This window comes from Comamonas sp. MYb396 (assembly GCF_037479555.1).
In the GTDB taxonomy this organism is placed as follows: Bacteria; Pseudomonadota; Gammaproteobacteria; order Burkholderiales; family Burkholderiaceae_C; genus Comamonas.
Genome location: NZ_JBBGYU010000001.1, coordinates 203733 through 229756 on the forward strand (window position 1 = coordinate 203733; position 26024 = coordinate 229756).

Here is a 26024-nt window from a genome sequence, read left to right on the forward strand (position 1 = left end):
GCTTTTGCCCAACGCCTGCTGAAACGCGGCCATGGCTACTGGACGACATGCAGAACGAGTTCCCCAATTTAGCGGCGAGGGTGGAGTACGCCTAGGTCGTACAAGCTACACGCCAAGCCTTGCGTGAACTGCAGCTTCGGCCTCTTCCCTGCGGGGCGTGCTAATACCTTACGAACCAGGCCAACATGCGGGGCGCTATCGCCCGCACCGCCAGCATCGCCGGCATTCAGGCACACGCAGCATCACCCAAAAGGCAGTCCACGACGCAGCCCAGCATCTGCTGCACATCCGCCACCTCCACCGCGCCGGGCAAGGACAGCTTGCCGTGCAGCACGAACACCGGGCGCCCCCACTTCAGCCCCAGGGCCATCTCGGAGAGCGTTCCCATGTTGTAGCCCACGGCGACCAGGCACAGGGCGCTGCGCGCAATCAAGGCGTTGCGCATTTCACCGATCCCGGTGGGCAAGGCCACGCTGAGATAGGGATTCGCATGGCGCTCGTCCTCCTCGGGCAGGATGCCGATGGCGACGCCGCCTACTTCGGTGGCGCCTTGTGAGGCCGCAGCCATCACACCGCCGCGCCCACCGCACACGATAGCCATGCCGGCAGCGGCCAGCGCACGGGCGATCAGGCGCGCATCGGCATAGACCTGCCCATCGGCATCACCGGGGCCGATGACCCCCACCGGCCGGCGGTGGCGCGCTGGGCTGGCCTGGTGCTGGGCCAGCCGCCGCAGTGCGTCCGTCAACCCGGGCGGCAAGCCCAGCGCTTCAATGTGATCCTGCTGCATGTGTTTCGCGTTGGCGTGCAATCGTGTCTCCCAATCCCATGACGATGACGCACAGCGCCATCAAAAGCAATGACAAGGCAGATGCGACGCTCAGGTCCGATCCGCCATCGCTGACCTGTGCAAACAGCATCAGCGGAAGAATGTTCAGCTGCGTCCCCACCAGCGCCAGTGCCGTGCCGTAGGTGCCCATCGCAATGGCAGCCACCAGGCAGGCGTTGGACACCACCGAAGGCGCCACCTCGGCCACCACCGTGTCGCGGAACGCGCGCCAACGCGTGGCCCCCAGGGTGCGCGCCGCCAGCATGGGCCGCAGGTCGAGGTTGGCAAACACCGGGTAGAGCGACAGCGCCACGCGGGGCACCAGGTAGTAGGCATAGGCGCAGCCCAGGCCCACGGTGCCATAGATCCAGCTGCCCACAGCGGCGCCGTCAAAACCCAGTGCCACCAGCAGCTGCGTGACAAAGCCCGAGCGCCCAAAAGCCAGGATGAAACCATAGGCGATCACCAGGCCCGAGAAGGCGAGCGGCAGCCCGAGCAAGGTCATCATCCAGCGCCGGCGCTGCAGCGGCTGGCGCCCCAGCTCAATGGCGATCACCGTGCCCACCAGGCCAGAGACTGCGCCTGCGGTCAGGCCCAGCACAAGGGTGTTCAGCACGGCCCGGCCCAGCAACGGGTTGCCCCACAAGCGGGCAAAGGCGCTGCCGCCGTCCGCCATGGCCTCGGGCACCAGCGATGCCAGGGGTAGCACAAAGAACAGCGCCATGAAGCACCAGGCAGGCCAGGCGCCAAAACGGCGGATCCAGCCGCTCATGAGCGACCCAGCGTGGCCTGCGCCCAGAGCTGGTCGATCTCGGCCTTCTTGGCCGAGGCCTTGATGACATCGAGCGGGCGGATCTGCGCTGCCGCCGGCAGCTTGCTGGCCACATCGTCGGGCAGCTTGATGCCCGGCACTGCAGGCCGCACAAAGCCCTTGGCAAACAGCTGCTGGCCGGCCTCGCTCATGATGAAGTTCAGCCACAGCTTGCCGGCGTTCGGGTTGGGGCCGCCCTTCACCAGGCTGATGGCGTACGGCGCTGCCACGCTGGCTTCCTTGGGGATGACGACCTCGCAGGCCTCGCCCATGCCATCGCTATGCTTGGCCTTGAGGCCGTCATTCTCGTAGCCGATCCAGATGGGGATCTCACCCTTGATGAACTTGGCATAGGGGGTCGTGCCCTCCACGCGCTGCACGTTGCCAGCGGCATGCAGCTTGCCCAGGTAGTCCGTGCCGGGCTTGACGTTGTCTACGCTGCCACCGTTGCCGTAGGCTGCGGCCAAGGTCAGCACCTGGCCCACGCCGGCACTGCGGGGATCCAGGTAGGTCACACCGTTCTTGTACTCGGGCTTGAGCAGATCGGCCCAGCCGGTGGGCACATTCTTGACCAGCTTCTTGTTCACCAGGAAGGCGATGTTCAAGGTGTGGATGGTGAACCAGCGCCCTTCTGCCTCACGGAACACCTCGGGCAGCTTGTCGAAGTGGATGGGCTTGAAAGGCGCGACCACATCCTTCTTCGCGGCATCGGCGGCCGAGGCCGCGAAGTAGTACGCGGTGTCTGCCTGGGGGCGGCGGCGCATCTTCTCCAGCGCGACCACGGTAGCTGCCGATCCCAGGTCGTTGTAGCTCAGCTCGACATCGGGGTAGCGCTTCTTGAACTCGGCAAACAAGGCCTTCCAGTTGGCCCATTCCGGCCCGGTGTCGAAGGAGACGCAAAAACCTTCCTTTTTGGCCAGCTCGTAGAGTTCTATTTCTCCGGCATAGAGCTCCGCCCCCTCTTGTGCCCAGGATGTGCGCTGGACCAGGGCAGCCAAAGGCAAGGCAGCAGCGGCTTGGATGAGATGTCGGCGTTGCATAGCGGTTTTCCTTCGTTGAAAAGTTCGGTGTCGGTGGGGTGTTGAACGGATGTGCGGTGCTTACAGGTTCTTAGGTATCCAGCAAGCGAATGTGCTCGGGCGCGATGGCAATGGCCTGGCCTGCCGGCTGCCGGCCTTCGGCCAGGAAGGCGCGCGGCGCACCTGCCACCGCAAAGTCATAGCGCGTAAGCGATCCCAGATAACGGCAGGCGCCTGGACGCCCCTGCAAGGTATTGGTCTGCCCGGGCTGCGGGTCTGGCTCGATATGCTCGGGGCGGATCAGCGCATGCACCTTCTGCCCAGGGCGATGGCTGCCGGTGGGCACGGACAGCTCGGCAAAACCAAAGTCCACGCGGCCGCTGGCGGCCACCTGCCCTTCCAAAATGGTGGAGAGCCCGACAAACTCCGCCACGGCGCGGCAGTTCGGCATGTCGTAGATTTCTTTTGGTGTGGCGATCTGCAGCAGCCGCCCTTCCTTGAGCACCGCCACGCGGTCGGCCATGGCCAGCGCCTCTTCCTGGTCGTGGGTGACCAGCAAGGTGGTGGCACCAAACTGTTGCTGCAGCGCACGGATCTGGTCGCGCAGATGGCCCCGCACGCTGGCATCCAGCGCAGACAGCGGCTCGTCCAGCAGCAGCGCACGCGGATCGATGGCCAGCGCGCGCGCCAGGGCCACCCGCTGCTGCTGCCCGCCGGAGAGCTGCTGCACACCGCGCTGCGCAAAATCGGACAGTCCCACCACCTCCAAGAGCTCTGCCGCCCGGACATGGCGCTGTGCGGCCGGCATCTTGCGCAGTGCCAGCCCGTAGGCTACGTTGTCCCGCACCGACAGGTGCGGAAACAGTGCATAGCTCTGGAACACCATGCCGATGCCGCGCAGGTGCACCGGCGTGCCCGCCATGTCCTGGCCCGCCAGTGCAATACGGCCCTGGTAGCCGGTCTCCAGCCCCGCAACCAGCTTGAGCAGGGTGGACTTGCCCGAGCCGCTGGGGCCGATCACCGCCACCAGCTCGCCCTGGCCAATGTCGAAGGACACCTCGTGCAGCCCTTGCTGGCTGCCGGGGTAGCGGTAACTGACGTTCTGGAAAGTCAGGCTCATGGGGATTTACGCAAAAGAGAAGAAGACAGCAGTGCGGCCAGGCTGGCCAGCAGCAGCAGGATCACCGTGGCAGCGCAGGCAAAGCCGGTTGCGCCATAGAAGGCCTGCAGCAGCACGACGGGATAGGTGCGGTTCTGGAAACCGACCAGCAGGTTGGAGAGGTTGAACTCCCCGATCGACAGCGCCGCCACCATCACCAGCCCGGACAGCATGCTCTGGCGCAGGCTGGGCAGCACGATGCCGCTGAAGCGCTGCCATTCGCCCGCGCCCAAGGTGGCGGCCGCCTGTTCCAGCCGCTCGATGCCAAGGTGGCGCAGGTCCGTCAGCAAGGTGTTGGTGAGATAAGGCAGGGTTGCAATCACATGCGCGGCAATCAGCAGCGGTGTGCTGCCCAGCCAGGGCAAGGTGTCGGTGTTGAAGACAATCATGTAGCCAAAGCCCAGCGTGATGGCGGGCACGGCAACGGGCATGGCGCTCACGATGCGGGCTGCAAAGGCGCGGCCACGCGTTGCGCCCTGGTGCAGGGAATAGGCCAGCGGCAGCGCCAGCACCGCGTTGATGGCGCAGGTGGACAGCGCCACCACCAGGCTGGAGATGAAGCCCTTGCGGAACGACGGGTCGCTCCACAGCTGCATGTACCACTGGCCGGTAAATCCGGAGGGCAGCAGTGAGTTGGTCCAGTTCTGCCCAAAGCTGCCCACGGCCAATAATGCCATCGGCAGCAGCAGATAAAGGCCATAGACGATGGCAATGCCACGAACCATCTTGTCTCCCAGTAAAAAACGGATACTTTCCTTTTCAGACACGTTAGTGTAGCGATCGGCCCTTATATTGGTATTGCATTGCTGTGACAATGCGGCACAATCATTGAATTAATGGAAAGTGTTCTGGCTACTTTTCATCAACAAAACCGCTGACTGAGACTATGAAACGGGACTGCCCCACCATCCAGGAGCTGCTCGCGCTCGACGCCGTGGCCCGCCATTCCAGCCTGACCCTGGCTGCCTCCTCGCTGTGCGTGACCACCAGCGCCGTGAGCAAGCAGATTGCCTCGCTGGAGGGCTTTCTGGGCACGGCCCTGCTGCAAAAGCTGGGGCGCGGCGTAGAGCTCACGCCAGTGGGCCGCAGCTACTGGCTCAAGATCACGGGCAGCCTGCGCAGCCTGGAGACCGCCACCTACGAGGTCCGCGCCGGCGCGGACACGAATGTGCTGACCCTCAGTTGCGTGCCGACCTTTTTCACCCGCTGGCTCATTCCCCGCCTGCCCCGCTTTCGCCAGGCCCACCCCCGCGCCACCTTGAGCTTCAGCCGCCATCTGGCGCCGCTGGAGAACCTGCCGGCCCATGTCGATGCCGCCATCCGCTACAACCCAGCCGACTACGCCGGTGTGGTCAACGAATACATCGCCGGGCGCGAATTCGTGGTTATCGCTTCCAGCGCGCTGATGCAGGGCCTGCACAAGATCCAGGAACCCGCCGATGTGCTGGCCCATACCTTGCTGCACCATGAAGAAGCCCAGGGCGCCTGGTCGCAATGGGCCGCTGCCCATGGCATCACCCACCAGTTGCTGATTGCGGGCCCTCGGTTTGCGCAGTACTCGGCCTTGATTCAGGCAGCGCGCTGTGGTCTGGGCATCGCCTTTGTTCCCCTCATCCTGGTCGAAGACGAACTGGCAGAAGGCGTGCTGGTCACCCCATTCGAAGGAACCACCGCCGTCGAGCATGGCCACTACCTGTGCTACCGGCCCGATCGCATGCAGTCTCCCGCCTTTGCGCAGCTGCGGCAATGGCTGCTGACTGAGGGTGGCAGCCAGGAAGCGGTGCCAAGCCTGCCTGGTCATCCCTAAAAAGCAGAAGCGCCACCCGGGTCTCCGGCTTTCTCCAACACCAACGAGATCGCCAAGCCATTGTGTGAGCAAGCGCAAGGGCTGGGCCCGGCGATATGCCTCGGAAAGCGGCCAGAAATAGCGCCCAAGCCCGTTGCAAACAGAAATCAATCAAAGCATTACCAGTGATAGCATCTGCCGCATCCCCCGTCACCGGCCTTCAACGCCCTGCTTCGATGTTCAAGATCTCTGTACCCAGCCTGGCCGTCGCGATGGCGCTGTCCGCATCCGTGCAAGCAGCCGAAGCGGCCGACCTGGCGGCCTTCTGGACCACCACACAACGGGGCGGCAACAGCTTTAACCGCTTGCCGCCGGATGCCCACTATTACGAAGCGCTGCGCGGCTACGGCGCCAGCTGGGTACGGCTGTCGTATGACAAATGGAAGCCTGCGCAGCGCGATTTTTTGATGGGCAATGCGGACGACTACCAGACGCTGGTGGCATCGGACCTTGCCACGCTCCAGGCATCGGTGGCCAAGGCCCATGCGGCGGGGCTCAAAGTGGTGATTGCGCCGCTATCCCTGCCGCTGTCGCGCTGGTCGCAAAACAACCAGGGGCAGTTCGATGACCGCATCTGGAAGGACCGGGCCCACTGGAAGGCCGCCGGCCAGTTTTGGCAGGACCTCGCCCGCGCCTTGAAGGACACGCCAGGCATAGCGGCCTATAACCTGATCAACGAGCCCGCGCCCGAAAAACAAGGCGGCATGCCCGAGCATGCCAGCGCCCAGGCGATGCAGGCCTGGTATGCGAAGGCGAAAGGCGGGTCGCGCGACCTGCCCGCGTTCTACCAGTACCTGATTGCCCAGATCCGGGCCGTCGACCCGGACACGCCCATCATGGTCGATGCCGGCTGGTATGGTGCGGCTGATGCCTTCGCTTACTGGCCCGAAGCGCTGGCTGACAAACGGGTGCTCTACAGCTTTCACATGTACGAACCCTACCAGGCCACCAGCACCCCCAACATGAAGCGCAAGCAGCCCTACCGCTACCCGGGCGAGGTGCCGTTTGCCGGCAAGACCCAGCCCTGGAACCAGCAGCGCGTGGCCCAGTACCTGGGTGCCGTCAACAGCTGGGCGCGCTCCTTGGCGATTGCGCCGGAGCAAATCGTCATGGGAGAGTTTGGCTGTGTGCGCATGCTCGGCAGCTGCAGCCAGTACCTGGACGATGTTCTGTCTTATACCGAGGACAAGCGCTACCACTGGGCCTTCTACAGCTTTCGCGAAGATGCCTGGGACGCCATGGACTACGAACTGGGGCAGGCCAAGGTGGACTGGCGCTACTGGGATGCGATGGAAAAAGGCCTGCCCGACCCGGTCAAGCGCAGCGCGACACCGGAGTTCGAGCCGATCCGCAAGCGCTTGCAGCAGCACTTGCAGCAGCACTTGCAGCAGCACTTGCAGTAGCGCTGAAAGGCGCCGCTTAGCGCGCGCTCAGCAGCGTGGTGCTGCCAGGGCGCCCGGGCACATTCAAGGTCGCTACCGGTGCCGGCGTGCTGGCAATGCGCTGGCCTCGGCGCCATACGCCCAGGCGCGTGGCCTTGAGGCGCAGGGCCTCCACCGGGTCCTTGGCATGCAGCAGCACAAAGTCGGCATGGGCGCCCTTTTCAATGCCATAGCCTTGCAGGCCCAAGAGGCGTGCGGGGTTGCAGGTGATCGCATCAAAGCATTGCTGCATGCCGGCGCGGCTGGTCATCTGCGCCACATGCAGGCCCATGTTCGCCACCTCCAGCGCATCGCCCGATCCCAGGCTGTACCAGGGGTCCATCACGCAGTCATGGCCAAAGGCCACCGTGAGGCCCGCGGCCATCAGCTCGGGCACGCGCGTCATGCCCCGGCGCTTGGGGTAAGTGTCATGGCGGCCCTGGATCGTGATATTGATCAAGGGGTTGCTGACAACGCCCAGCTGCGCCTCGGCCATCAAGGCCATCAGCTTGCTGACGTAGTAGTTGTCCATGCTGTGCATGGAGGTGAGGTGCGAGCCAGTCACGCGGCCCTGCAGGCCCAGGCGCTGCGTGTGGTAGGCCAGGGTTTCCACATGGCGCGACATCGGGTCGTCCGACTCGTCGCAGTGCATGTCCACCAACTTACCGCGCTCGGCGGCCAGCTCGCAGAGAATGCGCACGCTCTCTGCCCCATCGGCCATGGTGCGCTCAAAGTGCGGAATGCCGCCGACGACATCGACGCCCAGATCCAGCGCGCGCTTGAGGTTGTCCAGCCCGCCCGGTGTGCGCAGCACGCCGTCTTGCGGAAAAGCCACCAGCTGCAGGTCGATATAGGGCGCCACGCGCTTTTGCACATCGAGCATGGCTTCGACCGGCAGCAGGCTCGGGTCGCTGGTGTCCACATGGCTGCGAATGGCCAGCAGGCCGCGCGCCACCGCCCAGTCGCAGTAGGCCAAGGCGCGTTCGACCAGCGCCTCGTGCGTCAGCTGGGGCTTGAGTTCGCCCCAGAGTGCAATGCCTTCGAGCAAGGTGCCGCTTTCGTTCACACGCGGCATGCCGTAGCTCAGGGTGGCATCCATGTGGAAATGCGGGTCCACAAAGGGTGGGCTCAGCAGCAGGCCCTGGGCGTCCACCACCTCGGCAGCGGGCGCCTGCAGGCCCTCGCTCACCTCGGCAATCTTGCCGTCCTGCACGGCGACCGACATGTTCTTGCGGCCATCGGGCAAGCTGGCATTGCGAATCAATAAATCAAGCATTTTTTATCCTGGTAGGCAGACCAGGGTCTGCATCGTGGGGCGCGAGCCTGGGCTCAGCGCTCGCCTTTGCGGTAGGGTTTCATCAAAGCCTGCGGGTAGGCGGCTTTGCGGGCCACCAGCACCAGCGCCAGGATCGACAGCAGGTACGGCAGCATCAGATAGAACTGGTAAGGCACGAGGCCATCGCCCGACTGCTGCAGGCGCAGCTGCAGTGCGTCGAAGAACGCAAACAGCAGCGCGCCCAGCAAAGCCTTGCCCGGCCGCCAGGAGGCAAACACCACCAGCGCCACGCAGATCCAGCCCCGGCCGTTAACCATATTGAAGAAAAACGCGTTGAAGGCCGACAGCGTCAAAAACGCACCCGCTACGCCCATCAGCGCCGAGCCTGCAATGATCGCACCGCTGCGCACCGCCATCACGGCCACACCCTGGCCTTCTGCGGCCTGCGGGTTCTCGCCCACCATGCGCACCGCCAAACCCAGCGGCGTGCGAAACAGCACCCAGGCCAAGAGCGGCACCAGCAGCAGCGCCAGCAAGGTCAAGGCGGTCTGGTCGCCCAGAATCGGAATCGGCAGCCAGTCCATGGCCTCAAACGGCGTGATCGTGGGCGGCGTGTTCACCTTGGGAAAGCTCACGCGGTAGCCGTAGTACGACAAGGCGGTCGCCAGCATCGTGATGCCCAGGCCCGATACGTGTTGCGACAGCGCCAGACCCACCGTCAGCCAGGCATGCAGGCTGCCCAGCACCGCGCCGGTGAGCGCGGCCACCAGCACGCCCGTCCACAGGCCGTGGCCGGCATACACGGTCAGCCAGCCGGTAAAGGCACCGGCCACCATGATGCCCTCGATGCCCAGGTTCAGCACGCCGGCGCGCTCGCACAGCAGCACCCCCAGCGTGCCCAGCAGCAGCGGCGTGGCTGTACGCAGCACGGCCACCCAGAAGGAGGCATTGGCCAAAATATCCATCACATCGCTCATGCTGCACCTCGCGCTGCCGTTTGTTTTTGGGGTTTCAACATCACAGCGCTCACTTTCTGCGCAGGCGGTATTGGGTCATCAGGCTGGCCACCAGCACCGACAAGAGCGAGGCGGCCACGATCACATCGGCAATCGCATTGGGCACGCCGACGGCGCGGCTCATGCTGTCGGCTCCCACCAGCATGCCGGCCACAAAGACGGCCGAGGCCACGACACCCAGCGGGTGCAGGCCGGCCAGCATCGCAATCACGATGCCGCTGTAACCATAGCCGGGCGACATGTCTAGGGTCAGGTAGCTGGTGCGGCCCGCCACCTCGATGGCGCCGGCCAGGCCCGCGAGCCCGCCCGACAGCAGCGCCACCAGCACGACGGTGCGGGTCACCGGCACGCCGGCAAAGGCCGCTGCGCGGGGGTTGGCGCCGGCTGCGCGGATGTCAAAGCCCGGCACGGCCCGCTGCAGCAGCAGCCACAGCGCGACCGCCAGGCCCACCGCCATCAGCAAGCCGTTGTGCAAACGGGTCTGCGCAATCAGCTTGCCCAGCTCCAGGTCGCCCTGCAGCGCCACGCTCTGCGGCCAGCCCATCGCCATCGGGTCTTTCATCGGGCCATCGAGCAGGTAGGACACGGCCAGCAGCATGACAAAGTTCAGCAGCAAGGTGGTCACCACCTCGTCCACACCCAGCTTGGTCTTCATCAAGGCCGGGCCCAGCAGCAAGGCCGCGCCAGCCAGGGCGGCAGCCAGCAGCATCAGCGGAAACAGCAGATAGATGGGCAGCTCAAAGCCGGTACCCCCATGCATGCCGCCCACCGCCACGGCCGCCACCGCGCCGGCATAGAGCTGGCCTTCGGCGCCGATGTTGAACAGCCGTGCGCGGAAAGCCACCGCAGCCGCCAGCCCCGTCAGGATCAGCGGCACGGCGCGCGTCAAGGTCTCGGACAGTGCAAACAGCGAGCCAAAGGCGCCTTTAAACAAGGCCACATAGGTGGCGCCCACCGGTGCACCTGCCCACAGCACCAACAAGCCGCTGATGGCCAAGGTAAATACCACCGCACCCAGGGGCGCAGCCACCATGGCCAGCTTCGAGGGGGTTGCTCTTTTTTCTATACGCATTGCAGTCTCTCAGCCCTGGCGCTCAGGCGCTGTCATAGGAGATCCGGCCATGGCCAGACCGATCGTCTCGCGGCTCCAGTCCGCAAAAGGCAGCACGGGTGACAGATGCCCCTCGTGCATCACGCCGATGCGGTCTCCGAGCGCCAGCACCTCGTCCAGGTCGTCCGAGATCAGCAGCACCGCAGCGCCGGCATCGCGTGCGGCCAGCAGTTGCTGGTGCACAAAGCGCACCGCGCCAATATCGAGGCCCCAGGTGGGCTGGTGCGCCACAATCAGGCGTGGCGCCATGCCCTCGGCACCTTGGGGTGCCAGCAGCGCCCGGCCCAGAATCAGTTTTTGCATATTGCCGCCCGACAGCGAACGGGCTGGCGCATCGAGACCGCCGCCACGCACATCGAACTGCTTCGACACATGCTGGGCCTGGCTGCGAGCTTGCGCACGGCGCACCCAGCCCCAGCGTGAGAACCAGGGGCTACGCAGCCGCTCGGACACCGCGTTTTCCCACACCGGCAGATCACCGACCACGCCGGTGCCATGGCGGTCTTCCGGGATGCGCGCCACGCCCTGGGCGACCAGGGCCACGGCTGACGCCGGCATCGGCGCGCCCAGGTACTGCACGCTGCCCTGGCCCGGGCGGCGCATGCCGCAGAGCATGTCGGCCAAAGCCACCTGGCCGTTGCCCGAAACACCGGCAATTGCCACCATCTCCCCGGCCCTCAGCACCAGCGACACATCGACCAGGCGATCGCGCGCGGTGGATTTGGCCGATGCCGTAGTGTGCACATTGCGCAGGCTGCAGACCTCATTGCCCACCTTGGCGGCAGGTTGGCGCTCGGGCAGACTCACGGCCTCGCCCACCATCCACTGCGCCAGCTGCGCCTGGGTGGTGCCGGCGGTTGGCGCCTCGGCCACCAGCTTGCCGTGGCGCAGCACGGCCACGCGGTCGGCCACGCGCAGCACTTCGCCCAGCTTGTGGCTGATGAAGATGATCGACAGGCCTTGGGCCACCATCTGGGACAGGGTCGCAAACAGCGCCTCGCTCTCCTGCGGGGTCAGCACGGCGGTGGGCTCGTCCAGAATCAAGATCTTGGCGCCCCGGTACAGCGCCTTGAGGATTTCCACCCGTTGGCGCTCACCCACCGACAGGCTGCCCACCCGTGCATCAGGATCGACCACCAGGCCAAACTGGCGTGCGACTTCGACCAGCTTGGCGCGGGCCTGGCGCTTGGCTGACTTGAGGCGCAGCAGCGATTCGCTGCCCACCATGATGTTGTCCAGCACGCTCAGGTTGTCGGCCAGCGCAAAGTGCTGGTGCACCATGCCGATGCCCGCAGCCAGCGAGGCGCGCGGCTGGCCCGGCGGCAGCGGCTGGCCCATCACATCAATGCGCCCCGCATCGGCCACATAGTGGCCAAACAGGATCGACATCAAGGTGGATTTGCCCGCGCCGTTCTCGCCCAGCAAGGCCACGATCTCGCCCCGGTGCAGGGTCAGCGAAATGCCGTCATTGGCCACCAGCGGGCCAAAGCGTTTGGTGATGCCGTGCAGCTGGAGCACGACAGGAGAGGAACTTGGAGGAGACATGGGCAAAGGGCCGCTGGGTTCGCTGGGCAGGCGACGGGCCTGGCAGCTGGCACAAAAACAGCCCCGGCATGGGCCGGAGCTGGAAGTTGGTGGCGCCGAGCTGCCAGAGCCCAGCGCCTAGGCAATCCAGGCCCGGCTTACTTGGCCGTGGACTTGGGTTGCGAGTCGTCGACCTTCACGACGAACTTGCCCGACAGGATATCGGCCTGTTTGGCCTGCACCTTGGCGATCAGGTCCGCCGGCAGCTTTTTCTCGAAGGTGCCAAACGGTGCCAGCGACGAGCCCTTGTACTTCATCATCGAGTACGGGCCGTAGTCCTCGGCCTTGTAGCTGCCGTCCTTGACCGCCTTGATCGCGCGCTCGACGCTCGGCTCCATGTGCCACAGGGCCGAGGCCACCACGGTGTCGGGGTACTGCGCCTGGGTGTTGATCACATTGCCAATGGCCAGCTTGCCCTTTTCCTTGGCCGCATCGCTCACGCCAAAACGCTCGGCGTAGAGCACATCGGCACCTTTGTCGATCATCGCAAAAGTCGCTTCCTTGGCCTTGGGTGGATCAAACCAGCTGTTGATGAAGCTGACGGTGAACTCCACCTTGGGATTGGTTTCCTTGGCACCCGCCATGAAGGCGTGCATCAGGCGGTTGACTTCGGGGATGGGGAAGCCGCCGACCATGCCGATCTTGTTGGTCTTGCTCATGCCGCCAGCGACCATGCCCGACAGGTAGGCAGGCTCCTGGATGTAGTTGTCGAACACGCTGAAGTTGGGCGCCTGGATCTTGCCCGACGAGCCCATCACAAAGGCGGTCTTGGGAAAGTCCTTGGCAACCTTGCGCGCCGCCGCTTCCACGCCAAACACCTCACCAAACATCAGCTGCGCGCCGCCGGTGGCGTACTCGCGCATCACGCGCTCATAGTCGGCATTGGCCACGTTTTCGCTGGACTTGTACTCGATCTCGCCACGCGCCTCGGCGGCCTTCAGTGCCTCATGGATGCGGCTGACCCATTGCTGCTCGTACGGCACGGTGTAGACCGCCGCGACCTTCACCTTGGTCTGCGCCCAGGCCGGGGCAGCCGACAGGCCAGCCAGCGCGAGGGGCAGTGCAGCCAGGCAGGTTTGAACAATACGACGCCGTGTAGTCATCAAGAAACTCCTTAGGGGTGAGATCCACTTGCCATCCAAGTGGGCGGGCGAGAGAAGCAAGTTCTGTACCGTGTCTTGTGCCAACGTGCTGCACCCGCCTGTGACCGCTCCTGCATTGAGAGCAGCAACGTGTGGCTGGCTGCCAAGCGACAGCGCTTGCAGCGGCAGACCACACGCACAAGACAAGTGCATCACGCAATGCGTATATACACAGCGCGCCGCGCATTCTACCCACATCGGCGGCGCTTGAAAGCCATTTTTCGCCACGAGATCGATGGCAGCAAGCGGGCAGTCCCTATCCTCGGGAATACGCGTAGCGCGATGCGGCACAAAAAAACCGCCATGCAGGGCGGCATGGCGGTATTTAGGGAGGTGGCGCTGCTCAGTGGTTGCGGCGCAGCTTCATCACAATGGGCATCGCAATGGTGGCCATGCGAATGAGCTTGCGCGGCCCCAGCAGCAGGCCGGCGCCCACCAGGCCAGCGCAGACCAGCGGATGCTCGCGGCCAAAGCTGATCAGGCGCTCGGCCAGGGTGCCATAGGCCATGGGGTGGTGCTGGCCGCCGGTGGCATCGCGGCGCAGCGCCAGGGCTTGCTCACGCGCCAGGCGGCGGCCATCGAGGCGCTCGCGCTGGTTCTGGATGCGCAGCAGCACTTCTCGCGCTTGCGGGTCGGTGGCCTGCAGCAGTTGCAGCTCCGCGTCTTTGCTGGGGTTGATCATCGCTTGGGTCCCTTGCATTACTTGAGACGGCCCTTGACCGCTTGCCAGTCCTGGCGCAGCACGGTCTTGGTCAGCTGGAAGGGGTTGGCGGCCTTCTTCGTGGTCAGGTACAGGAAGGCCAGCACGCCCAGCCACAGCACCAGCCAGACACCGGCTACCAGCCAGGTGGCCAGCATGCGGTTAGGCGTATCCCAGAAAGAAATGATGATGGCGCCCGAGAGCACCGTCAGGGCCACAATGGTCAGACCCGCGACCACCAAACCCATCAGGACCAGCCAGATCAGGTTCTTTTTCTGCTCCTGCCATTCAATGGCCAGCAGATCCATTCGGTCTTCAGCCGCTATGGCGCTTTCCGACAGCAAGGCGCGAAAGCGCGCCAGCATGTCATCGACGCCCAGCACAGACAACCAGTTCATGGACTCTCCTCGTGCATATGGGGCACCTGGGTGCCCCTTGTTCTTGGTGTCGGCCCGGCGGGCCTTGCCAGCGCGGCCATGGTGCCCACGCTGGCTTCGGGCTCAGCTCAGCGGCGCGAGAAGATAAAACCGATCAGCGCGCCGACGGCCAGCGCTGCACCGGCAACGCGCCAGGGCTCGTCATGGGCATAGCGGTCAGCTGCCAGCGCAGCTTCCTTGGCCTGGCGGGCGGCTTCTTGTGCAGCGCGAACCGCGCCTTCACGGGCATCACCCGCGCTGTCTTCCAGGCGTTGGCGCAGTTGCTTGATGTCGGGCACGCCGTCCAGGTCCTTGCTCGACAGCACGCCGCGCAGATCGCTCACCAGTTTTTCCAGATCAGCCTGGGCATTCTCAACGGTATCGCTCAGCAAATTGGATTTACGCATGTTCATCATCCTTTTCTTGGTCAGGCTACAGGAAAGTTCCGCATCCACCCTGCGCAGCCAGGGCCGGCTGCTGCAGGGCGCAAGCTCCGTTACATGTTAACGGAGAAAGCGACAGCCACGGGTTCCGATATGCAGCCCTGCCTGTCAGAAGATTCCGACTATCGCCGTCAAACTGTGGCTTTTGTCGCATTTAGCTGCGCATCGCAGGTCCTGCGCACCTGCCCCTTGACGGCGGTCAAGCCGCTTCTTCGGCTACCGCTTCGTTCACCGCCTGGGCAATGGCCAGGCAGCTGGTCAGCCCGGGCGATTCGATGCCCAGCAGGTGGAACAGGCCCGGCGCGCCATGCACCTCAGGGCCTTGCAGCACAAAGTCGGCATCGGGCTCTCCCGGGCCACTGATCTTGGGCCGGATACCGGCGTAACCGGCTGCCAGCGCGCCATCCTGCAGGCCGGGCCAGTAGCGGCGCACAGCAGCATAAAAGGCATCGCCGCGTGCCGGGTCGACCACCAGGTCATCGGCGCTGTCCACCCACTGCACATCCGGGCCAAACTTGGCCTGGCCGCCCAGGTCCAGGGTCAGGTGCACACCCAGGCCGCCCACTTCGGGAACCGGGTAGATCAGCTGCTTGAATGGCGCGCGGCCACTCAAGCTGAAGTAATTGCCCTTGGCATAGTGGGCGACTGGCAGCTGCGACAGATCAGCGCCTGCAAAATTGCGTGCCAAGTCCGGCGCCCACAGGCCTGCGGCATTGACCACGGTCCTGGCCTGCAGCTCGGTGCCGTCTTCGGTGCGCAGCAGGATGCCGCCCTCTTCGCAGCGGCCAGCGGCCAGCGGGCTGTTGAACACCACCATGCCACCGGCGTTTTCCAGATCGCCCTGCAGGCTCAGCATCAGCCCGTGGCTGTCGACAATGCCGGTGCTGGGCGAATGCAGCGCGGCCACGCATTCCAGCGCGGGCTCCATGGCCCTGGCCTCCTCGCGGCTGAGCAGTACCAGGTCATCGACACCGTTGGCAGCGGCATGGCGGGCAATGTCCTGCAGCTTGGCGCGTTGCGCCTCCGACGTGGCCACAATCAGCTTGCCGCAGCGCTGGTGGTCAATGCCGCGCTCCTGGCAGTAGGCATACAGCAGGGCCTTGCCCTCCACACACCAGCGCGCCTTGCGCGAGCCCTGGGCGTAGTAGATGCCGGCATGGATCACTTCGCTGTTGCGCGAGCTGGTGCCCGTGCCAATAGCGTCCTGCGCCTCCAGCACCAGCACCTCACGCCCGGCCAAGGCCAGCTCGCGGGCGACCGCCAGCCCCACCACACCCGCACCAATCACCACGCAATCGACAATATCGGCCACTTGCTCGCTCCTTCGCTTTTATATGCCCGCCAGCTTAGCGCCTGGCGCGTCGCCCAAAAGCAAAAAGCCGGTGAAAAACCGGCTTTCGTCAGCGTTGCCTGCCCAGTGCCGCAGGGCCCCGGCAGGTGGCGTCTTCTTACTTGTTGTAGTTGGCGATGCCGTCCACGATTTCCTTGTGGGCTTCGTCCACACCCTTCCAGCCCAGCACCTTCACCCACTTGCCCTTTTCCAGGTCCTTGTAGTGTTCGAAGAAGTGCGAGATCTGCTGGAGCACCAGGTCGTGGATGTCGCTCAGGTGGTTGATCTTGTCGTAGGCAGGCAGCAGCTTTTGGGTGGGCACCGCCAGCACCTTGCCGTCCACACCGGACTCGTCTTCCATGTGCAGGATGCCGATCGCGCGGCAAGGCACCACCACGCCGGTAGGCAGGGGAAAAGGCGTCATCACCAGCACGTCCACGGGGTCGCCATCACCCGACAGGGTTTGGGGCACATAGCCGTAGTTCACCGGGTAGTGCATGGCGGTACCCAGGAAGCGGTCCACGAACACGCAGCCCGAGTCCTTGTCCACTTCGTACTTCACAGGAGCGGAGTTGGCCGAGATTTCGATCACAACATTGAAGACATCAGGGGCCTTGGAGCCAGGGGTCAGTTTTTCGAAGGACATGCGATTCCTATGAGGTCAATTGAATGGAGGGCCGACAGCGCGCAAAAAGCGGCCCGCCAGCGGCAAAACCCCGTGATTTTAGGTGCATTGGCCAGCCATTGCCCAAAAAATGCCAACCGCATCGTCAAATGCGGTGGTCAAACCCGTGACAACCGCGGGCTCATCCCGGTAGGCGCAGCCCCATTCCTGCGCTATCGTGGGGGCCGTTTCGAGCCTGCCGCCTGGCAGACTCCGCCGCCTATTGCACCCAGAACGGAACAACGCCATGCAGTTGCATTACATCGCCAACGCCTCTGTGCCCTCGCTGTCGGGCAAGACCATCCCCGTCATTGACCCCTCGGACGGCCAACCCTTTGATGAAATCCAGCGCGGCAACGCCGAAGACGTGGACCATGCGGTGCAGGCCGCGCGCCTGTGCTATGAGAACGTCTGGCGCAAGACCAGCCCGGCCGAGCGCAGCCGCCTGATGATGCGCCTGTCGGCCAAGGTGATTGAGCACGCCGACGAACTCGCCGCCATCGAGCAGCGCGACTGCGGCAAGCCCACCAAGCAGGCCAAGGCCGATGCACTGGCCCTGGGCCGCTATTTCGAGTTCTATGCGGGCGCTGCCGACAAGCTCCACGGCGAGACCATTCCCTACCCCCATGATTTCAGCGTGCTGACCTGGCGCGAGCCCCATGGCGTCACCGGCCACATCGTGCCCTGGAACTACCCGATGCAGATTTTTGGCCGCTGCGTGGGCGCGGCGCTGGCAGCGGGCAATGTCTGCGTGGTCAAGCCCTCGGAAGATGCGTGCCTCAGCCTCATCCGCGTGGCGCAACTGGCCGCTGACGTGGGCTTTCCTGCCGGCGCGATCAATATCGTCACCGGCTTTGGCCATGAAGTGGGCGATGCACTGGCCCGCAACCCCGATGTGGACCACATCAGCTTTACCGGCAGCCCCCGCATCGGCACCTTGATCGAGCAGGCGGCTGCCGAGCGCCACTGCCCCTGCACCTTGGAGCTGGGCGGCAAGAGCCCGCAGATCGTGTTCGCCGATGCCGATCTGGATGCCGCCATCCCGACCATCATCAACGCCATCATCCAGAACTCCGGCCAGACCTGCTCGGCCGGCTCGCGCCTGCTGGTCGAGCGCAGCATCTACGAAACCCTGCTCGCTCGCCTGGGCAGCGCCTTCGAAGCGCTGCGCGTGGGCCCGGCCAGCCTGGACCTGGACCTGGGCCCGCTGATCCGCCAGACCCAGCAGCAACGCGTCTGGGATTTTCTGAGCGATGCGCACAACGACGGCATCTCCATCGTCGCCCAAGGCCAGATCGTCGACGAGGCGCCCGAAGGCGGCTACTACCAGGCCCCCACCTTGCTGCGCGATGTGCCCGTGGACCACCGCCTGGCCCAGGAAGAGATCTTTGGCCCAGTGCTGAGCGCCATGGCTTTCGACAGCGAAGAAGAAGCCATCAAGATGGCCAATGCCACCCAGTTCGGCCTGGTGGCCGGCGTCTGGACGCGCGATGGCGGCCGCCAGTTCCGCGTGGCCAAGCGCTTGCGCAGCGGCCAGGTCTTTATCAACAACTATGGCGCCGGTGGCGGCGTGGAGCTGCCCTTTGGCGGCACCAAGGCCAGCGGCCACGGCCGCGAAAAGGGCTTTGAGGCGCTGTATGGCTTCACCACGCTGAAGACCGTCGCCATCCGCCACGGTTGATACCGAACTGGGGCGCTCCACCCGCCCCCCCCCGGCGCCGCCCCTGCTCTGCAGCGGCGGCGCGATTGTTTTTACAATGGAGGGCTGAGCGCAGCACACAGCCGGCCTGTCACCTGCTGCACAGACAGCCCGCAGCAACAGCCCCATAGTGATCAGCACTGGGGGCATGGCAGCGCCGTCAAACAAGCGCTGGCCTGCACCAAGCCGGGTCATCCACAAAAACAATCCCACCGCGACACCCTTTTTCCATGCCTTTGTCTCCCGTCCCCAACCGCGTCCCCAAACATTTGCGCGATGTGCGCTACCGCAGCTTCGAGCGCGAGGATGGCCTCTGGGATGTCGAAGGTGAGCTGGTGGACACCAAAGCCTATGACCTGGTGCTGTCGGGCGAGCGCAAGCGCAAAGCCGGAGAGCCCATTCACCATATGTGGATTCGCTGTACCATTGATACAACACTTACAGTTGTTGCCATCGAAGTCGCGATGGATGCCCACCCACTGGGCGAATGCCCGCTGGCCCTGCCTGCCATGCAAAAAATGGTGGGCTGCTGCATGGCCAGGGGTTGGCGCAAGGCCATCGAGGCCAACCTGGGCAGCATTGCGGGCTGCACCCATATGCGCGAGCTGTTGTTCAACATGGCAACCGCCGCTTTTCAGAGCGTGAACCAGGCCTTTGCCCGCCCCCAATCAGACCAGCCCCCCCGCCACCTGGGGCAGTGCAAGGGCTGGGATTTCAATGGCGCCGGCGTCGCTGCGATCTACCCCCAATTCATCGGCTGGCAAGCGCCCAAGCCAAGCAACACCGGCGCTGCAGCGCTGGCAACCACTAGCGACAGCCCCGCCGATAAGCCCACCACGGACAGCGCCAACAAAGGCTGAGCGCGCACCCAGCGCCCCGCTGCCCTGCTCCCGCCACCACCGCGCCCCAGCCGCCGTGGTGGCTTTTTTGCGCACACTTTTTGCAGGCATCCTGGGGGCCTTAAGGCGGTCTTAAGGTACTTCTGCAGGTACTTCTGCTGCTACTTCTGCCTAGGGGCCAAACTGCGCAGGCTTGCAGAAAACTAGTATTAACCCTAGGAATCTATGACAGCAAAATGCATGGACGTGTTCGCTCAAAATCAAAAATCGTTGAACAATTTCAATACCACATCCCACAAAAGAAATTTTGAAACCTACAAAAATTAATTATTGTTGAAACCCCGTATAGCGCTACTTTGCAATAACTGTTAATTTTGGCAAACAATTCACCAGCATAGCAGTTGTTTCCGGCGCTGCTGTGGCTGTTGATCGTATTCATCCCGGGCAGCATTCGCTGCGCCCTATTTGTCTCTAGAAGGAGCCGTCATGAAGCGTCGAGTTTTTTGTGCCACCGCCACCCTGGTTGCCAGCATCGGTTTTGCCACCGCAGCCGCTGCCCAAACCAAATGGGATTTCGCCACCGCGTATGCGCCATTTAACTTCCACTCCAAAAACAACGAGCAGTTCGTCAAGGACGTGGACGCAGCGACCAGCGGCAAACTCAAGATCACTCCCCATTTTGGTGCGTCGCTGTTCAAAATGCCCGAAATCAAGCGTGCCGTGCAAACGGGTAATGCCCAGATGGGTGAATTCTTTCTGGTGAGCTTCCAGAACGAATCGCAGATCTTCGGCGTCGACGGCCTGCCTTTCCTGGTCAACAACTACGACGAAGCCTTCAAGCTCTACCAGGCCCAAAAGCCGGCGCTGCAAAAGCTGCTGGACAAGCAAGGCCAGGTGCTGCTGTATTCGGTGGCCTGGCCACCGCAGGGCATCTACACCAAGAAACCCATCAACTCGGCAGCGGACCTCAAGGGCATGAAGTGGCGCGTCTACTCGCCCACCACCGCCCGCATTGGCGAGCTGATTGGCGCGCAACCTGCCACCGTGCAAGAGGCCGAGCTGTCCCAGGCGCTGGCCACCGGCGTGGTCGATGGCCTGATCACCTCGTCGGCCACCGGCGCCGACAACAAGCTGTTTGAAAACCTCAAGTACTACTACAACGTGCAGGCCTGGATTCCCAAGAACGCCGTGACCGTGAGCAAGAAGGCCTTCAACGCGCTGGGCAAGGCCGAGCAGGAAGCGGTGCTCAAGGCGGCGGCCGCTGCCGAAGAGCGCGGCTGGAAGGAATCGAAGGAAGTCGATGCCAAGTCGCTGGCGACCCTGAAGCAAGGCGGCATGAGCATCGAGCTGCCCTCGGCCCAGCTCAAGGCCGACCTGGCCAAGGTGGGCGAGACCGTGATCAAGGAATGGACCGACAAGGCCGGCGCCGAAGGCAAGGCCATTTTGGACGCCTACCAGGCTTCCAAGTAAGCCACGGTCTCCTCTGTGCAGTCCGCCCGGGGCCACCCGCCCCGGCTGGGCTGTGCAGTCAGCAACCTTTACTGCTTTGAATGACAAGCATGCGCAAGCTACTCAATGGACTGTATGACGCCTCTGCCTGGCTGGCGGGGCTGTCGATGATCGGCATCCTCGTGATGGTGCTGCTCACCGTGGTCAGCCGCCTGATCGGCTTCAGTGCCCCCGGCACCGACGCCTATGCCGGCTACGCGATGGCGGGAGCGGGCTTCATGGCCCTGGCCAGCACCCTCAAAAAAGGGGAACACATCCGCGTGACCCTGCTGCTGGGCGCGCTCAAAGGTGGCGCCTTGAAGACCATGGAAGTGATTGCCCTGGGCATCGCAACCATCCTCTCGGGCTTTTTGGCGTTCTACGCCGCGCGCCTGGTCTGGCAATCCTGGGAGATCGATGACATCTCCGTGGGCATGGATGCTACGCCGCTGTGGATTCCACAACTTTTCATGGCACTGGGCACCCTGGTGTTTTTTATCGCCTTTTGCGACGAGCTGGTGCTGGAGCTGACGGGCAAACGCAAACCTGTGGCCAAGGAGGATGCCCACCATGAATGAAATTACCGCCAGCATTGCGCTGATTGTGGTGCTGCTGATCTTGCTGGGCGGCAGCGTCTGGGTGGGTCTGACCCTGGCCGGTGTGGCCTGGTTCGGCATGGAGTTCTTTACCGCCCGCGCCGCCGGGGATGCGATGGCGATGACGATCTGGGGATCGGCCAGCAGCTGGACCCTGACGGCCTTGCCGCTCTTTGTCTGGATGGGCGAGATTCTCTACCGCACAAATTTATCGGAGAGCATGTTCCGGGGCCTGGCTCCCTGGGTCAACCTGCTGCCCGGCCGCCTGCTGCACACCAATGTGATCGGCTGCACGATTTTTGCAGCGGTGTCGGGCTCCTCGGCCGCGACCTGCGCCACGGTGGGCAAGATGAATGTGCCCGAGCTGATGAAGCGCGGCTACCCGGAGAACATGGTCATTGGCTCGCTGGGCGGCCCTGCCACCCTGGGCCTGCTGATTCCGCCATCGATCATCCTCATCGTCTACGGTGTTGCTGCGGAGATGTCGATCTCCAAGCTCTTCATGGCCGGCGTGCTGCCCGGCATCATGCTGGCGCTGATGTTCAGCGGTTGGATCGTCATCTGGGCCCTGCTCAACCCGAACAAGATCCCCAAGGCCGACAGCTCCATGAGCTTCAAGCAGAAGCTGCACGAGTCGCGCCACCTGATTCCGGTGGTGCTGCTGATCGCATCGGTCATTGCCAGCATCTACTCGGGCATTGCGACGGCGACCGAAGCGGCCGCGATTGGCGTGGTGGGCTCCCTCGTGCTGTCTGCGACGCAAGGCGCGCTCACCTGGAAGAACTTCAAGGACTCGCTGTTTGGTGCCACGCGCCTGTATTGCATGATCGCGCTGATCCTGGCCGGTGCCGCCTTCATGACCTTGTCGATGGGCTATATCGGCCTGCCGCGCCAGCTGGCCGAGTATGTCGGCAGCCTCAACCTGTCGCCTGCGATGCTGATCATCGTGCTGGGCATCTTCTACATCCTGATTGGCTGCTTCCTCGATGGCATCTCCACCATCGTGCTGACCATGGGTGTGGTGCTGCCCATCATCCAGGCTGCGGGCATCGATCCGCTGTGGTTTGGTATCTTCCTGGTGATCACCGTGGAGACCGCGCAGATCACGCCGCCAGTGGGCTTCAACCTGTTTGTGCTGCAAGGCATGACAGGCAAGCAGATCACCTACCTGGCCCGTGTCTGCGCACCCTACTTTGCGCTGATGGTGCTGGCCCTGGTGATTCTCTGGTTCTTCCCCCAGATCGTCACCGCGCTGCCCAACAACATGTAAGCCTTGCGCAGATCCGCGACGAACCGGCTGCCTTGGCAGCCGGTTTTTTTATGCGCCAGCGCTCAGCACAGCAACAGGTCCTGCTGCTCCTGCACCGTGGCCTGCAAAAAGCGCCAGACCACCTGGATGCCCGGCACCGAGCGCAGCTCGGGCGGCATCGACATCCAAAAGGTGCGGGTGAACTGCGCCTGCTCGGGCAGCACACGCTGCAGCAAGGGGTCCTTGTCAGCCAGAAAGCCCGGCAGCACGCCCAATCCCGCGCCGGTGCGCACGGCGGTGTACTGCGCCAGGATGCTGGTGCTGCGAAAGCTAAAGCGCTGCGGCGCGCTCAGGCTGTCGAGAAACTGCAGCTCCTTGGTGAAGAGCTGGTCATCGACATAGTGCACAAAGCGGTGGCTGGCCAGGCCTTCGGTCGAGGTGATCAGCGGGTGGCGGGCCAGGTATTCGCGCTGGCCATAGAGGTAGAGGCGGTACTCGGTCAGGCGGCTGGTCACGACGGTATCGCGCACCGGGCGCTCGAGCGAGATGACGATATCGGCTTCGCGGCGCGAGAGCTGCAGCATGCGCGGCACGGCCAGCAGGTCGATGGTCAGCAAGGGGTAGCGCTGGGCCAGCAAGGCCAGGTGCTTGGCCAGCACCTGGGTGCCAAAGCCTTCGGTGACGCCAATGCGCACCACGCCGCTGGGGGTCTCGGCGCTTTGGCTCGCAGCAATCGGCGCGATGCCGCGCGCAATCTGGTCCATGGCCTCGGCGCGCGGCTGCAGCTGGCGGCCGGCATCGGTCAGCTTGTAGCCACTGCCCTCGCGGGTGAACAAGGTGGCGCCGAGCTGCTTTTCCAAAGCCTGGATGCGGCGCGAGACTGTGGTGTGCTCCACGCCCAGCGCCTTGGCCGCGCCCACCAGGGTGCCGGCCTGCACCAAGGCCCAGAAAAAGCGCAAATGATCCCAATCCATGCCAGCCCCTTGTCGATGTTGCACAGCATTATTGTGCAAATTTGCAACAGGGGCAGCAGATAGGAACCGTGCCTGGCTCCGATCAGGCGACTTTGGCGCGCTTGCGCTGCCAGGCGTAGGCCAGACCCAGCAGCACAAACCAGGCCGGCGTCGCGATCAGCGCCTGGCGCGTGTCCAACTCCAGGCTGAGCAGCACCAGCACGGCGGCAAAGAAGGCCAGGCAGACCCAGCACATGAACACGCCGCCCGGCATGCGGTAGTGGGAGGCCTGGTGCAGCGCGGGGCGCTGCTTGCGGTAGCTGATATAGGACAGCAGGATCAGCGACCAGACAAACATGAAGAGGATGGCCGAGACGGTGGTCACCAGCGTGAAGGCTTCGACCAGGTTGGGTACCACCCACATCAAAAAGGCACCGCCCAGCAGGCAGACGCAGGAGAATAGCAGGCCGCGCGAGGGCACGCTGCTGGCCGAAAGCTGGCCAAAGGAGCGCGGGGCATCGCCCTTGAGCGCCAGGCCGTAGAGCATGCGGCTGGTGGAGAACACGCCACTGTTGGCCGACGAGGCGGCCGAGGTCAGCACGACAAAATTGATCACACTGGCCGCTGCCGGCAGGCCGGCGAGCACAAACAGCTCGACGAACGGGCTCTTGCTGGGCACCACATCGCGCCAGGGGGTGACGGCCATGATGGCGATCAGCGCGCAGACGTAGAAGATGATGATGCGCACGGGGATCGAGTTGATCGCGCGCGGCAGGGTGCGGTGCGGGTCCTTGGCCTCGGCAGCCGTGGTGCCCACCAGCTCGATACCGACAAAGGCAAACACCGCAATCTGGAAGCCGGCAAAAAAGCCCATGGCGCCATGGGGGAAGAGCCCGCCATCGTTCCAGAGGTTGGCGATGTTCGCCTGGCGCCCGGCCGGCGAGCTGAAACCGGTGCTGACCATGTAGAGGCCCGTACCGACCAGCGCGACGATGGCCACGATCTTGATCATCGCAAACCAGAACTCGACCTCGCCAAAGAGCTTGACGGTCAGCAGGTTGAGCGACAGCAGCACGGCCACGCAGGCAATGGCCGGGGCCCACTGCGGCAAATCAGGCCACCAGAACTGCGCATAGGCCGAAATGGCAATCACATCGGCAATACCGGTGATGATCCAGCAGAACCAGTAGGTCCAACCGGTGAAGAAGCCGGCCCAAGGGCCCAGCAGGTCGTCCGAGAAATCGATAAAGGACTTGTACTGCAGGTTGGACAGCAGCAGCTCGCCCATGGCCCGCATCACAAAGAACAGCATGATGCCGATGATGGCGTAGACCAGCACGATGGACGGCCCCGCCAGGCTGATGGTCTTGCCCGAGCCCATGAAAAGCCCGGTGCCGATGGCGCCGCCGATGGCGATCAACTGGATATGGCGGTTGCTGAGATTGCGTTGGAGGTCATCGGTTCCGGGCGAAGCCCCCGATTGCTCCGCTGGGGCCTGTTTGCTCATGAGAAAAAAGCGCAGTGCGTTAGCGAGAAAGTTGGTGCGGCCTGCGAGCCAAGGCCCGGACGCACCGCGAAGGTGCGCAAGGATAAAACAGCGTCAGCCCAGCCAGGGGCAAAAGGTTATTATGCTGCGCAACTAATTGTGCAAAGGCAGCAATTTACCGCCTACGCGCGCTGCCAAGGCCTGCAAAGGCGCAACCGCGCTGGCCTCCAGCACCGACAGCGGATAGCTGTCGCTATCGATGTCGAAGCTGACCAGGCTCAGGCCTTGGCTGCGCAGGTAGTCACCCGCCGCCTGCAAGGCCTCGTGGTTCAGCGCTTGGCTGCCCGCCAGCGCCTGCAAGTCCAGCCCCCGCTGCTGCACGGTCTGGAGCTGCTGCAGCGCCCAGATGGCGTCATCCATGTTCAGCTTCCAATCGAGCTCAAAGTTCTGCTTGCGGCGCTGCAGGCCCTCGACCAGCGCCAGCCAGGGCGTCACATGCGCGGGCTCGTCCATGCCCCGGTTGACCCATTCATCGGCAAAGCGATCGAGGTACTGCGCTGGCTGCTCGATCGCCTGCCGCAGCTCGCCCCAGAGTTCATCGCTATCGTCCAAGGCCAGCGCCTGGCCGAGAGCCATGCACAAGGCCTGCCATGCGTCCATCGTGGGCTCGGGTGGCTCCGGCGCAGGCGCAGACGCGGCGCGTTCGCCCTGCACAGGCGCCTTGGCGCCCAACAGCTGACCGATTCTGTCCAACCAACCCATGGAAATCTCCCTGCTGCATGTGATCGACGCAGTATGCACCAGGCCACCCGCAGCCCCGAGGATGTGCAGCGCCGCACAGCCCTGTGCAGCCAACCTCTTGTTTGGGCGAATGCGCACATCTACCATGTGCATAACGGTGCGTTGCCCAGCGGCAACCTGCCGCCTCTCTCTACCCTAGATTCCCA

Annotated in this window: 25 protein-coding genes; 7 read left to right on the forward strand and 18 right to left on the reverse strand. The window is 64.0% G+C overall.

The window, feature by feature from the left end; translation table 11 throughout:
• Positions 1-226 precede the first annotated feature (226 nt).
• From WH265_RS01050 to WH265_RS01070, 5 genes are all read right to left on the reverse strand, one after another.
• A complete protein-coding gene (locus tag WH265_RS01050; protein ID WP_339557058.1) occupies positions 227-790 on the reverse strand; it encodes an SLOG cluster 4 domain-containing protein in 564 nt (187 codons plus the stop codon).
• The gene (locus tag WH265_RS01055) at positions 771-1601 is read right to left on the reverse strand and encodes an ABC transporter permease (RefSeq protein ID WP_312987716.1); all 831 of its coding nucleotides are present in this window, start codon (positions 1599-1601) and stop codon (positions 771-773) included. Before WH265_RS01055 ends, WH265_RS01050 begins: the two co-directional genes overlap by 20 nt.
• A complete protein-coding gene (locus WH265_RS01060; protein ID WP_339557059.1) occupies positions 1598-2680 on the reverse strand; it encodes an extracellular solute-binding protein in 1083 nt (360 codons plus the stop codon). Before WH265_RS01060 ends, WH265_RS01055 begins: the two co-directional genes overlap by 4 nt.
• Before the next feature lie 70 nt (positions 2681-2750).
• Positions 2751-3779, reverse strand: a complete 1029-nt coding sequence (locus WH265_RS01065) for an ABC transporter ATP-binding protein (protein WP_339557060.1) — start codon at positions 3777-3779, stop codon at positions 2751-2753.
• On the reverse strand, positions 3776-4543 hold the full coding sequence (locus WH265_RS01070; protein ID WP_339537203.1) for an ABC transporter permease: 768 nt from the start codon (positions 4541-4543) through the stop codon (positions 3776-3778). Before WH265_RS01070 ends, WH265_RS01065 begins: the two co-directional genes overlap by 4 nt.
• A gap of 161 nt (positions 4544-4704) precedes the next feature.
• Between WH265_RS01070 and WH265_RS01075 the strand changes: the two genes are divergently transcribed.
• Together WH265_RS01075 and WH265_RS01080 are read left to right on the forward strand one after the other, a co-directional pair.
• Positions 4705-5625 carry a LysR substrate-binding domain-containing protein gene (locus WH265_RS01075; protein ID WP_339557061.1) on the forward strand — a complete coding sequence of 307 codons (921 nt, stop codon included), beginning with the start codon at positions 4705-4707 and terminating at the stop codon, positions 5623-5625.
• Between the two features lie 215 nt (positions 5626-5840).
• Positions 5841-7067, forward strand: a complete 1227-nt coding sequence (locus WH265_RS01080) for a glycoside hydrolase family 5 protein (protein ID WP_339557062.1) — start codon at positions 5841-5843, stop codon at positions 7065-7067.
• 16 nt (positions 7068-7083) lie between these two features.
• Here the strand turns inward: WH265_RS01080 and WH265_RS01085 are convergent, their stop codons facing one another.
• From WH265_RS01085 to ppa, 10 genes are all read right to left on the reverse strand, one after another.
• Entirely contained in the window at positions 7084-8361 is a 1278-nt protein-coding gene (locus tag WH265_RS01085; RefSeq protein WP_339557063.1) for an amidohydrolase family protein, read from the reverse strand.
• Positions 8362-8414: 53 nt separating this feature from the next.
• Positions 8415-9338, reverse strand: a complete 924-nt coding sequence (locus tag WH265_RS01090; protein ID WP_021025091.1) for an ABC transporter permease — start codon at positions 9336-9338, stop codon at positions 8415-8417.
• 49 nt (positions 9339-9387) lie between these two features.
• On the reverse strand, positions 9388-10449 hold the full coding sequence (locus WH265_RS01095; RefSeq protein WP_021025092.1) for an ABC transporter permease: 1062 nt from the start codon (positions 10447-10449) through the stop codon (positions 9388-9390).
• A 9-nt stretch (positions 10450-10458) separates the two neighbouring features.
• A complete protein-coding gene (locus tag WH265_RS01100; protein ID WP_339557064.1) occupies positions 10459-12033 on the reverse strand; it encodes an ABC transporter ATP-binding protein in 1575 nt (524 codons plus the stop codon).
• Positions 12034-12170: 137 nt separating this feature from the next.
• Complete coding sequence (locus tag WH265_RS01105; protein WP_021025094.1) at positions 12171-13175, reverse strand: BMP family protein; 1005 nt, start codon at positions 13173-13175, stop codon at positions 12171-12173.
• Between the two features lie 382 nt (positions 13176-13557).
• Entirely contained in the window at positions 13558-13914 is a 357-nt protein-coding gene (locus WH265_RS01110; RefSeq protein WP_021025095.1) for a hypothetical protein, read from the reverse strand.
• On the reverse strand, positions 13914-14312 hold the full coding sequence (locus WH265_RS01115) for a phage holin family protein (protein WP_021025096.1): 399 nt from the start codon (positions 14310-14312) through the stop codon (positions 13914-13916). Before WH265_RS01115 ends, WH265_RS01110 begins: the two co-directional genes overlap by 1 nt.
• Positions 14313-14419: 107 nt before the next feature.
• Complete coding sequence (locus tag WH265_RS01120; protein ID WP_043338381.1) at positions 14420-14737, reverse strand: DUF883 family protein; 318 nt, start codon at positions 14735-14737, stop codon at positions 14420-14422.
• Between the two features lie 235 nt (positions 14738-14972).
• A complete protein-coding gene (locus WH265_RS01125) occupies positions 14973-16085 on the reverse strand; it encodes an NAD(P)/FAD-dependent oxidoreductase (protein WP_339557065.1) in 1113 nt (370 codons plus the stop codon).
• 136 nt (positions 16086-16221) lie between these two features.
• Complete coding sequence (gene ppa / locus WH265_RS01130; protein WP_116927687.1) at positions 16222-16749, reverse strand: inorganic diphosphatase; 528 nt, start codon at positions 16747-16749, stop codon at positions 16222-16224.
• 265 nt (positions 16750-17014) lie between these two features.
• Here ppa and WH265_RS01135 point away from each other — a divergent pair, with 265 nt between their 5' ends.
• The 5 genes from WH265_RS01135 (at position 17015) to WH265_RS01155 (ending at position 22659) form a co-directional block, all read left to right on the forward strand.
• Positions 17015-18448 (forward strand): aldehyde dehydrogenase family protein, encoded by a 1434-nt coding sequence (locus WH265_RS01135; RefSeq protein ID WP_339557066.1) that lies wholly within the window; start codon positions 17015-17017, stop codon positions 18446-18448.
• Between the two features lie 248 nt (positions 18449-18696).
• Positions 18697-19326 (forward strand): DUF2889 domain-containing protein, encoded by a 630-nt coding sequence (locus tag WH265_RS01140; protein ID WP_339557067.1) that lies wholly within the window; start codon positions 18697-18699, stop codon positions 19324-19326.
• A 465-nt stretch (positions 19327-19791) separates the two neighbouring features.
• Entirely contained in the window at positions 19792-20775 is a 984-nt protein-coding gene (locus WH265_RS01145) for a TRAP transporter substrate-binding protein (protein WP_021025102.1), read from the forward strand.
• A gap of 89 nt (positions 20776-20864) precedes the next feature.
• Positions 20865-21371, forward strand: coding sequence for a TRAP transporter small permease (locus WH265_RS01150; RefSeq protein WP_312987731.1), 507 nt, complete (start codon positions 20865-20867; stop codon positions 21369-21371).
• Positions 21364-22659 (forward strand): TRAP transporter large permease, encoded by a 1296-nt coding sequence (locus tag WH265_RS01155; RefSeq protein WP_339557068.1) that lies wholly within the window; start codon positions 21364-21366, stop codon positions 22657-22659. Before WH265_RS01150 ends, WH265_RS01155 begins: the two co-directional genes overlap by 8 nt.
• Before the next feature lie 62 nt (positions 22660-22721).
• On the opposite strand, the gene WH265_RS01160 is transcribed toward WH265_RS01155, so the two are convergent.
• From WH265_RS01160 to WH265_RS01170, 3 genes are all read right to left on the reverse strand, one after another.
• Positions 22722-23612 carry a LysR family transcriptional regulator gene (locus WH265_RS01160; RefSeq protein ID WP_021025105.1) on the reverse strand — a complete coding sequence of 297 codons (891 nt, stop codon included), beginning with the start codon at positions 23610-23612 and terminating at the stop codon, positions 22722-22724.
• 82 nt (positions 23613-23694) lie between these two features.
• Positions 23695-25098 (reverse strand): D-serine/D-alanine/glycine transporter, encoded by a 1404-nt coding sequence (gene cycA / locus WH265_RS01165; RefSeq protein WP_339557069.1) that lies wholly within the window; start codon positions 25096-25098, stop codon positions 23695-23697.
• A 132-nt stretch (positions 25099-25230) separates the two neighbouring features.
• Complete coding sequence (locus WH265_RS01170; protein WP_339557070.1) at positions 25231-25839, reverse strand: DUF6630 family protein; 609 nt, start codon at positions 25837-25839, stop codon at positions 25231-25233.
• Positions 25840-26024 lie beyond the last annotated feature (185 nt).

What these genes read in the sequence shown, in the direction of transcription:
- WH265_RS01050 (WP_339557058.1), bottom strand. Translation starts at nt 790, where the DNA reads ATGCAGCAGGATCACATTGAAGCGCTGGGCTTGCCGCCCGGGTTGACG.
- WH265_RS01055 (WP_312987716.1), bottom strand. Translation starts at nt 1,601, where the DNA reads ATGAGCGGCTGGATCCGCCGTTTTGGCGCCTGGCCTGCCTGGTGCTTC.
- WH265_RS01060 (WP_339557059.1), bottom strand. Translation starts at nt 2,680, where the DNA reads ATGCAACGCCGACATCTCATCCAAGCCGCTGCTGCCTTGCCTTTGGCT.
- WH265_RS01065 (WP_339557060.1), bottom strand. Translation starts at nt 3,779, where the DNA reads ATGAGCCTGACTTTCCAGAACGTCAGTTACCGCTACCCCGGCAGCCAG.
- WH265_RS01070 (WP_339537203.1), bottom strand. Translation starts at nt 4,543, where the DNA reads ATGGTTCGTGGCATTGCCATCGTCTATGGCCTTTATCTGCTGCTGCCG.
- WH265_RS01075 (WP_339557061.1), top strand. Translation starts at nt 4,705, where the DNA reads ATGAAACGGGACTGCCCCACCATCCAGGAGCTGCTCGCGCTCGACGCC.
- WH265_RS01080 (WP_339557062.1), top strand. Translation starts at nt 5,841, where the DNA reads ATGTTCAAGATCTCTGTACCCAGCCTGGCCGTCGCGATGGCGCTGTCC.
- WH265_RS01085 (WP_339557063.1), bottom strand. Translation starts at nt 8,361, where the DNA reads ATGCTTGATTTATTGATTCGCAATGCCAGCTTGCCCGATGGCCGCAAG.
- WH265_RS01090 (WP_021025091.1), bottom strand. Translation starts at nt 9,338, where the DNA reads ATGAGCGATGTGATGGATATTTTGGCCAATGCCTCCTTCTGGGTGGCC.
- WH265_RS01095 (WP_021025092.1), bottom strand. Translation starts at nt 10,449, where the DNA reads ATGCGTATAGAAAAAAGAGCAACCCCCTCGAAGCTGGCCATGGTGGCT.
- WH265_RS01100 (WP_339557064.1), bottom strand. Translation starts at nt 12,033, where the DNA reads ATGTCTCCTCCAAGTTCCTCTCCTGTCGTGCTCCAGCTGCACGGCATC.
- WH265_RS01105 (WP_021025094.1), bottom strand. Translation starts at nt 13,175, where the DNA reads ATGACTACACGGCGTCGTATTGTTCAAACCTGCCTGGCTGCACTGCCC.
- WH265_RS01110 (WP_021025095.1), bottom strand. Translation starts at nt 13,914, where the DNA reads ATGCAAGGGACCCAAGCGATGATCAACCCCAGCAAAGACGCGGAGCTG.
- WH265_RS01115 (WP_021025096.1), bottom strand. Translation starts at nt 14,312, where the DNA reads ATGAACTGGTTGTCTGTGCTGGGCGTCGATGACATGCTGGCGCGCTTT.
- WH265_RS01120 (WP_043338381.1), bottom strand. Translation starts at nt 14,737, where the DNA reads ATGCGTAAATCCAATTTGCTGAGCGATACCGTTGAGAATGCCCAGGCT.
- ppa (WP_116927687.1), bottom strand. Translation starts at nt 16,749, where the DNA reads ATGTCCTTCGAAAAACTGACCCCTGGCTCCAAGGCCCCTGATGTCTTC.
- WH265_RS01135 (WP_339557066.1), top strand. Translation starts at nt 17,015, where the DNA reads ATGCAGTTGCATTACATCGCCAACGCCTCTGTGCCCTCGCTGTCGGGC.
- WH265_RS01140 (WP_339557067.1), top strand. Translation starts at nt 18,697, where the DNA reads ATGCCTTTGTCTCCCGTCCCCAACCGCGTCCCCAAACATTTGCGCGAT.
- WH265_RS01145 (WP_021025102.1), top strand. Translation starts at nt 19,792, where the DNA reads ATGAAGCGTCGAGTTTTTTGTGCCACCGCCACCCTGGTTGCCAGCATC.
- WH265_RS01150 (WP_312987731.1), top strand. Translation starts at nt 20,865, where the DNA reads ATGCGCAAGCTACTCAATGGACTGTATGACGCCTCTGCCTGGCTGGCG.
- WH265_RS01155 (WP_339557068.1), top strand. Translation starts at nt 21,364, where the DNA reads ATGAATGAAATTACCGCCAGCATTGCGCTGATTGTGGTGCTGCTGATC.
- WH265_RS01160 (WP_021025105.1), bottom strand. Translation starts at nt 23,612, where the DNA reads ATGGATTGGGATCATTTGCGCTTTTTCTGGGCCTTGGTGCAGGCCGGC.
- cycA (WP_339557069.1), bottom strand. Translation starts at nt 25,098, where the DNA reads ATGAGCAAACAGGCCCCAGCGGAGCAATCGGGGGCTTCGCCCGGAACC.
- WH265_RS01170 (WP_339557070.1), bottom strand. Translation starts at nt 25,839, where the DNA reads ATGGGTTGGTTGGACAGAATCGGTCAGCTGTTGGGCGCCAAGGCGCCT.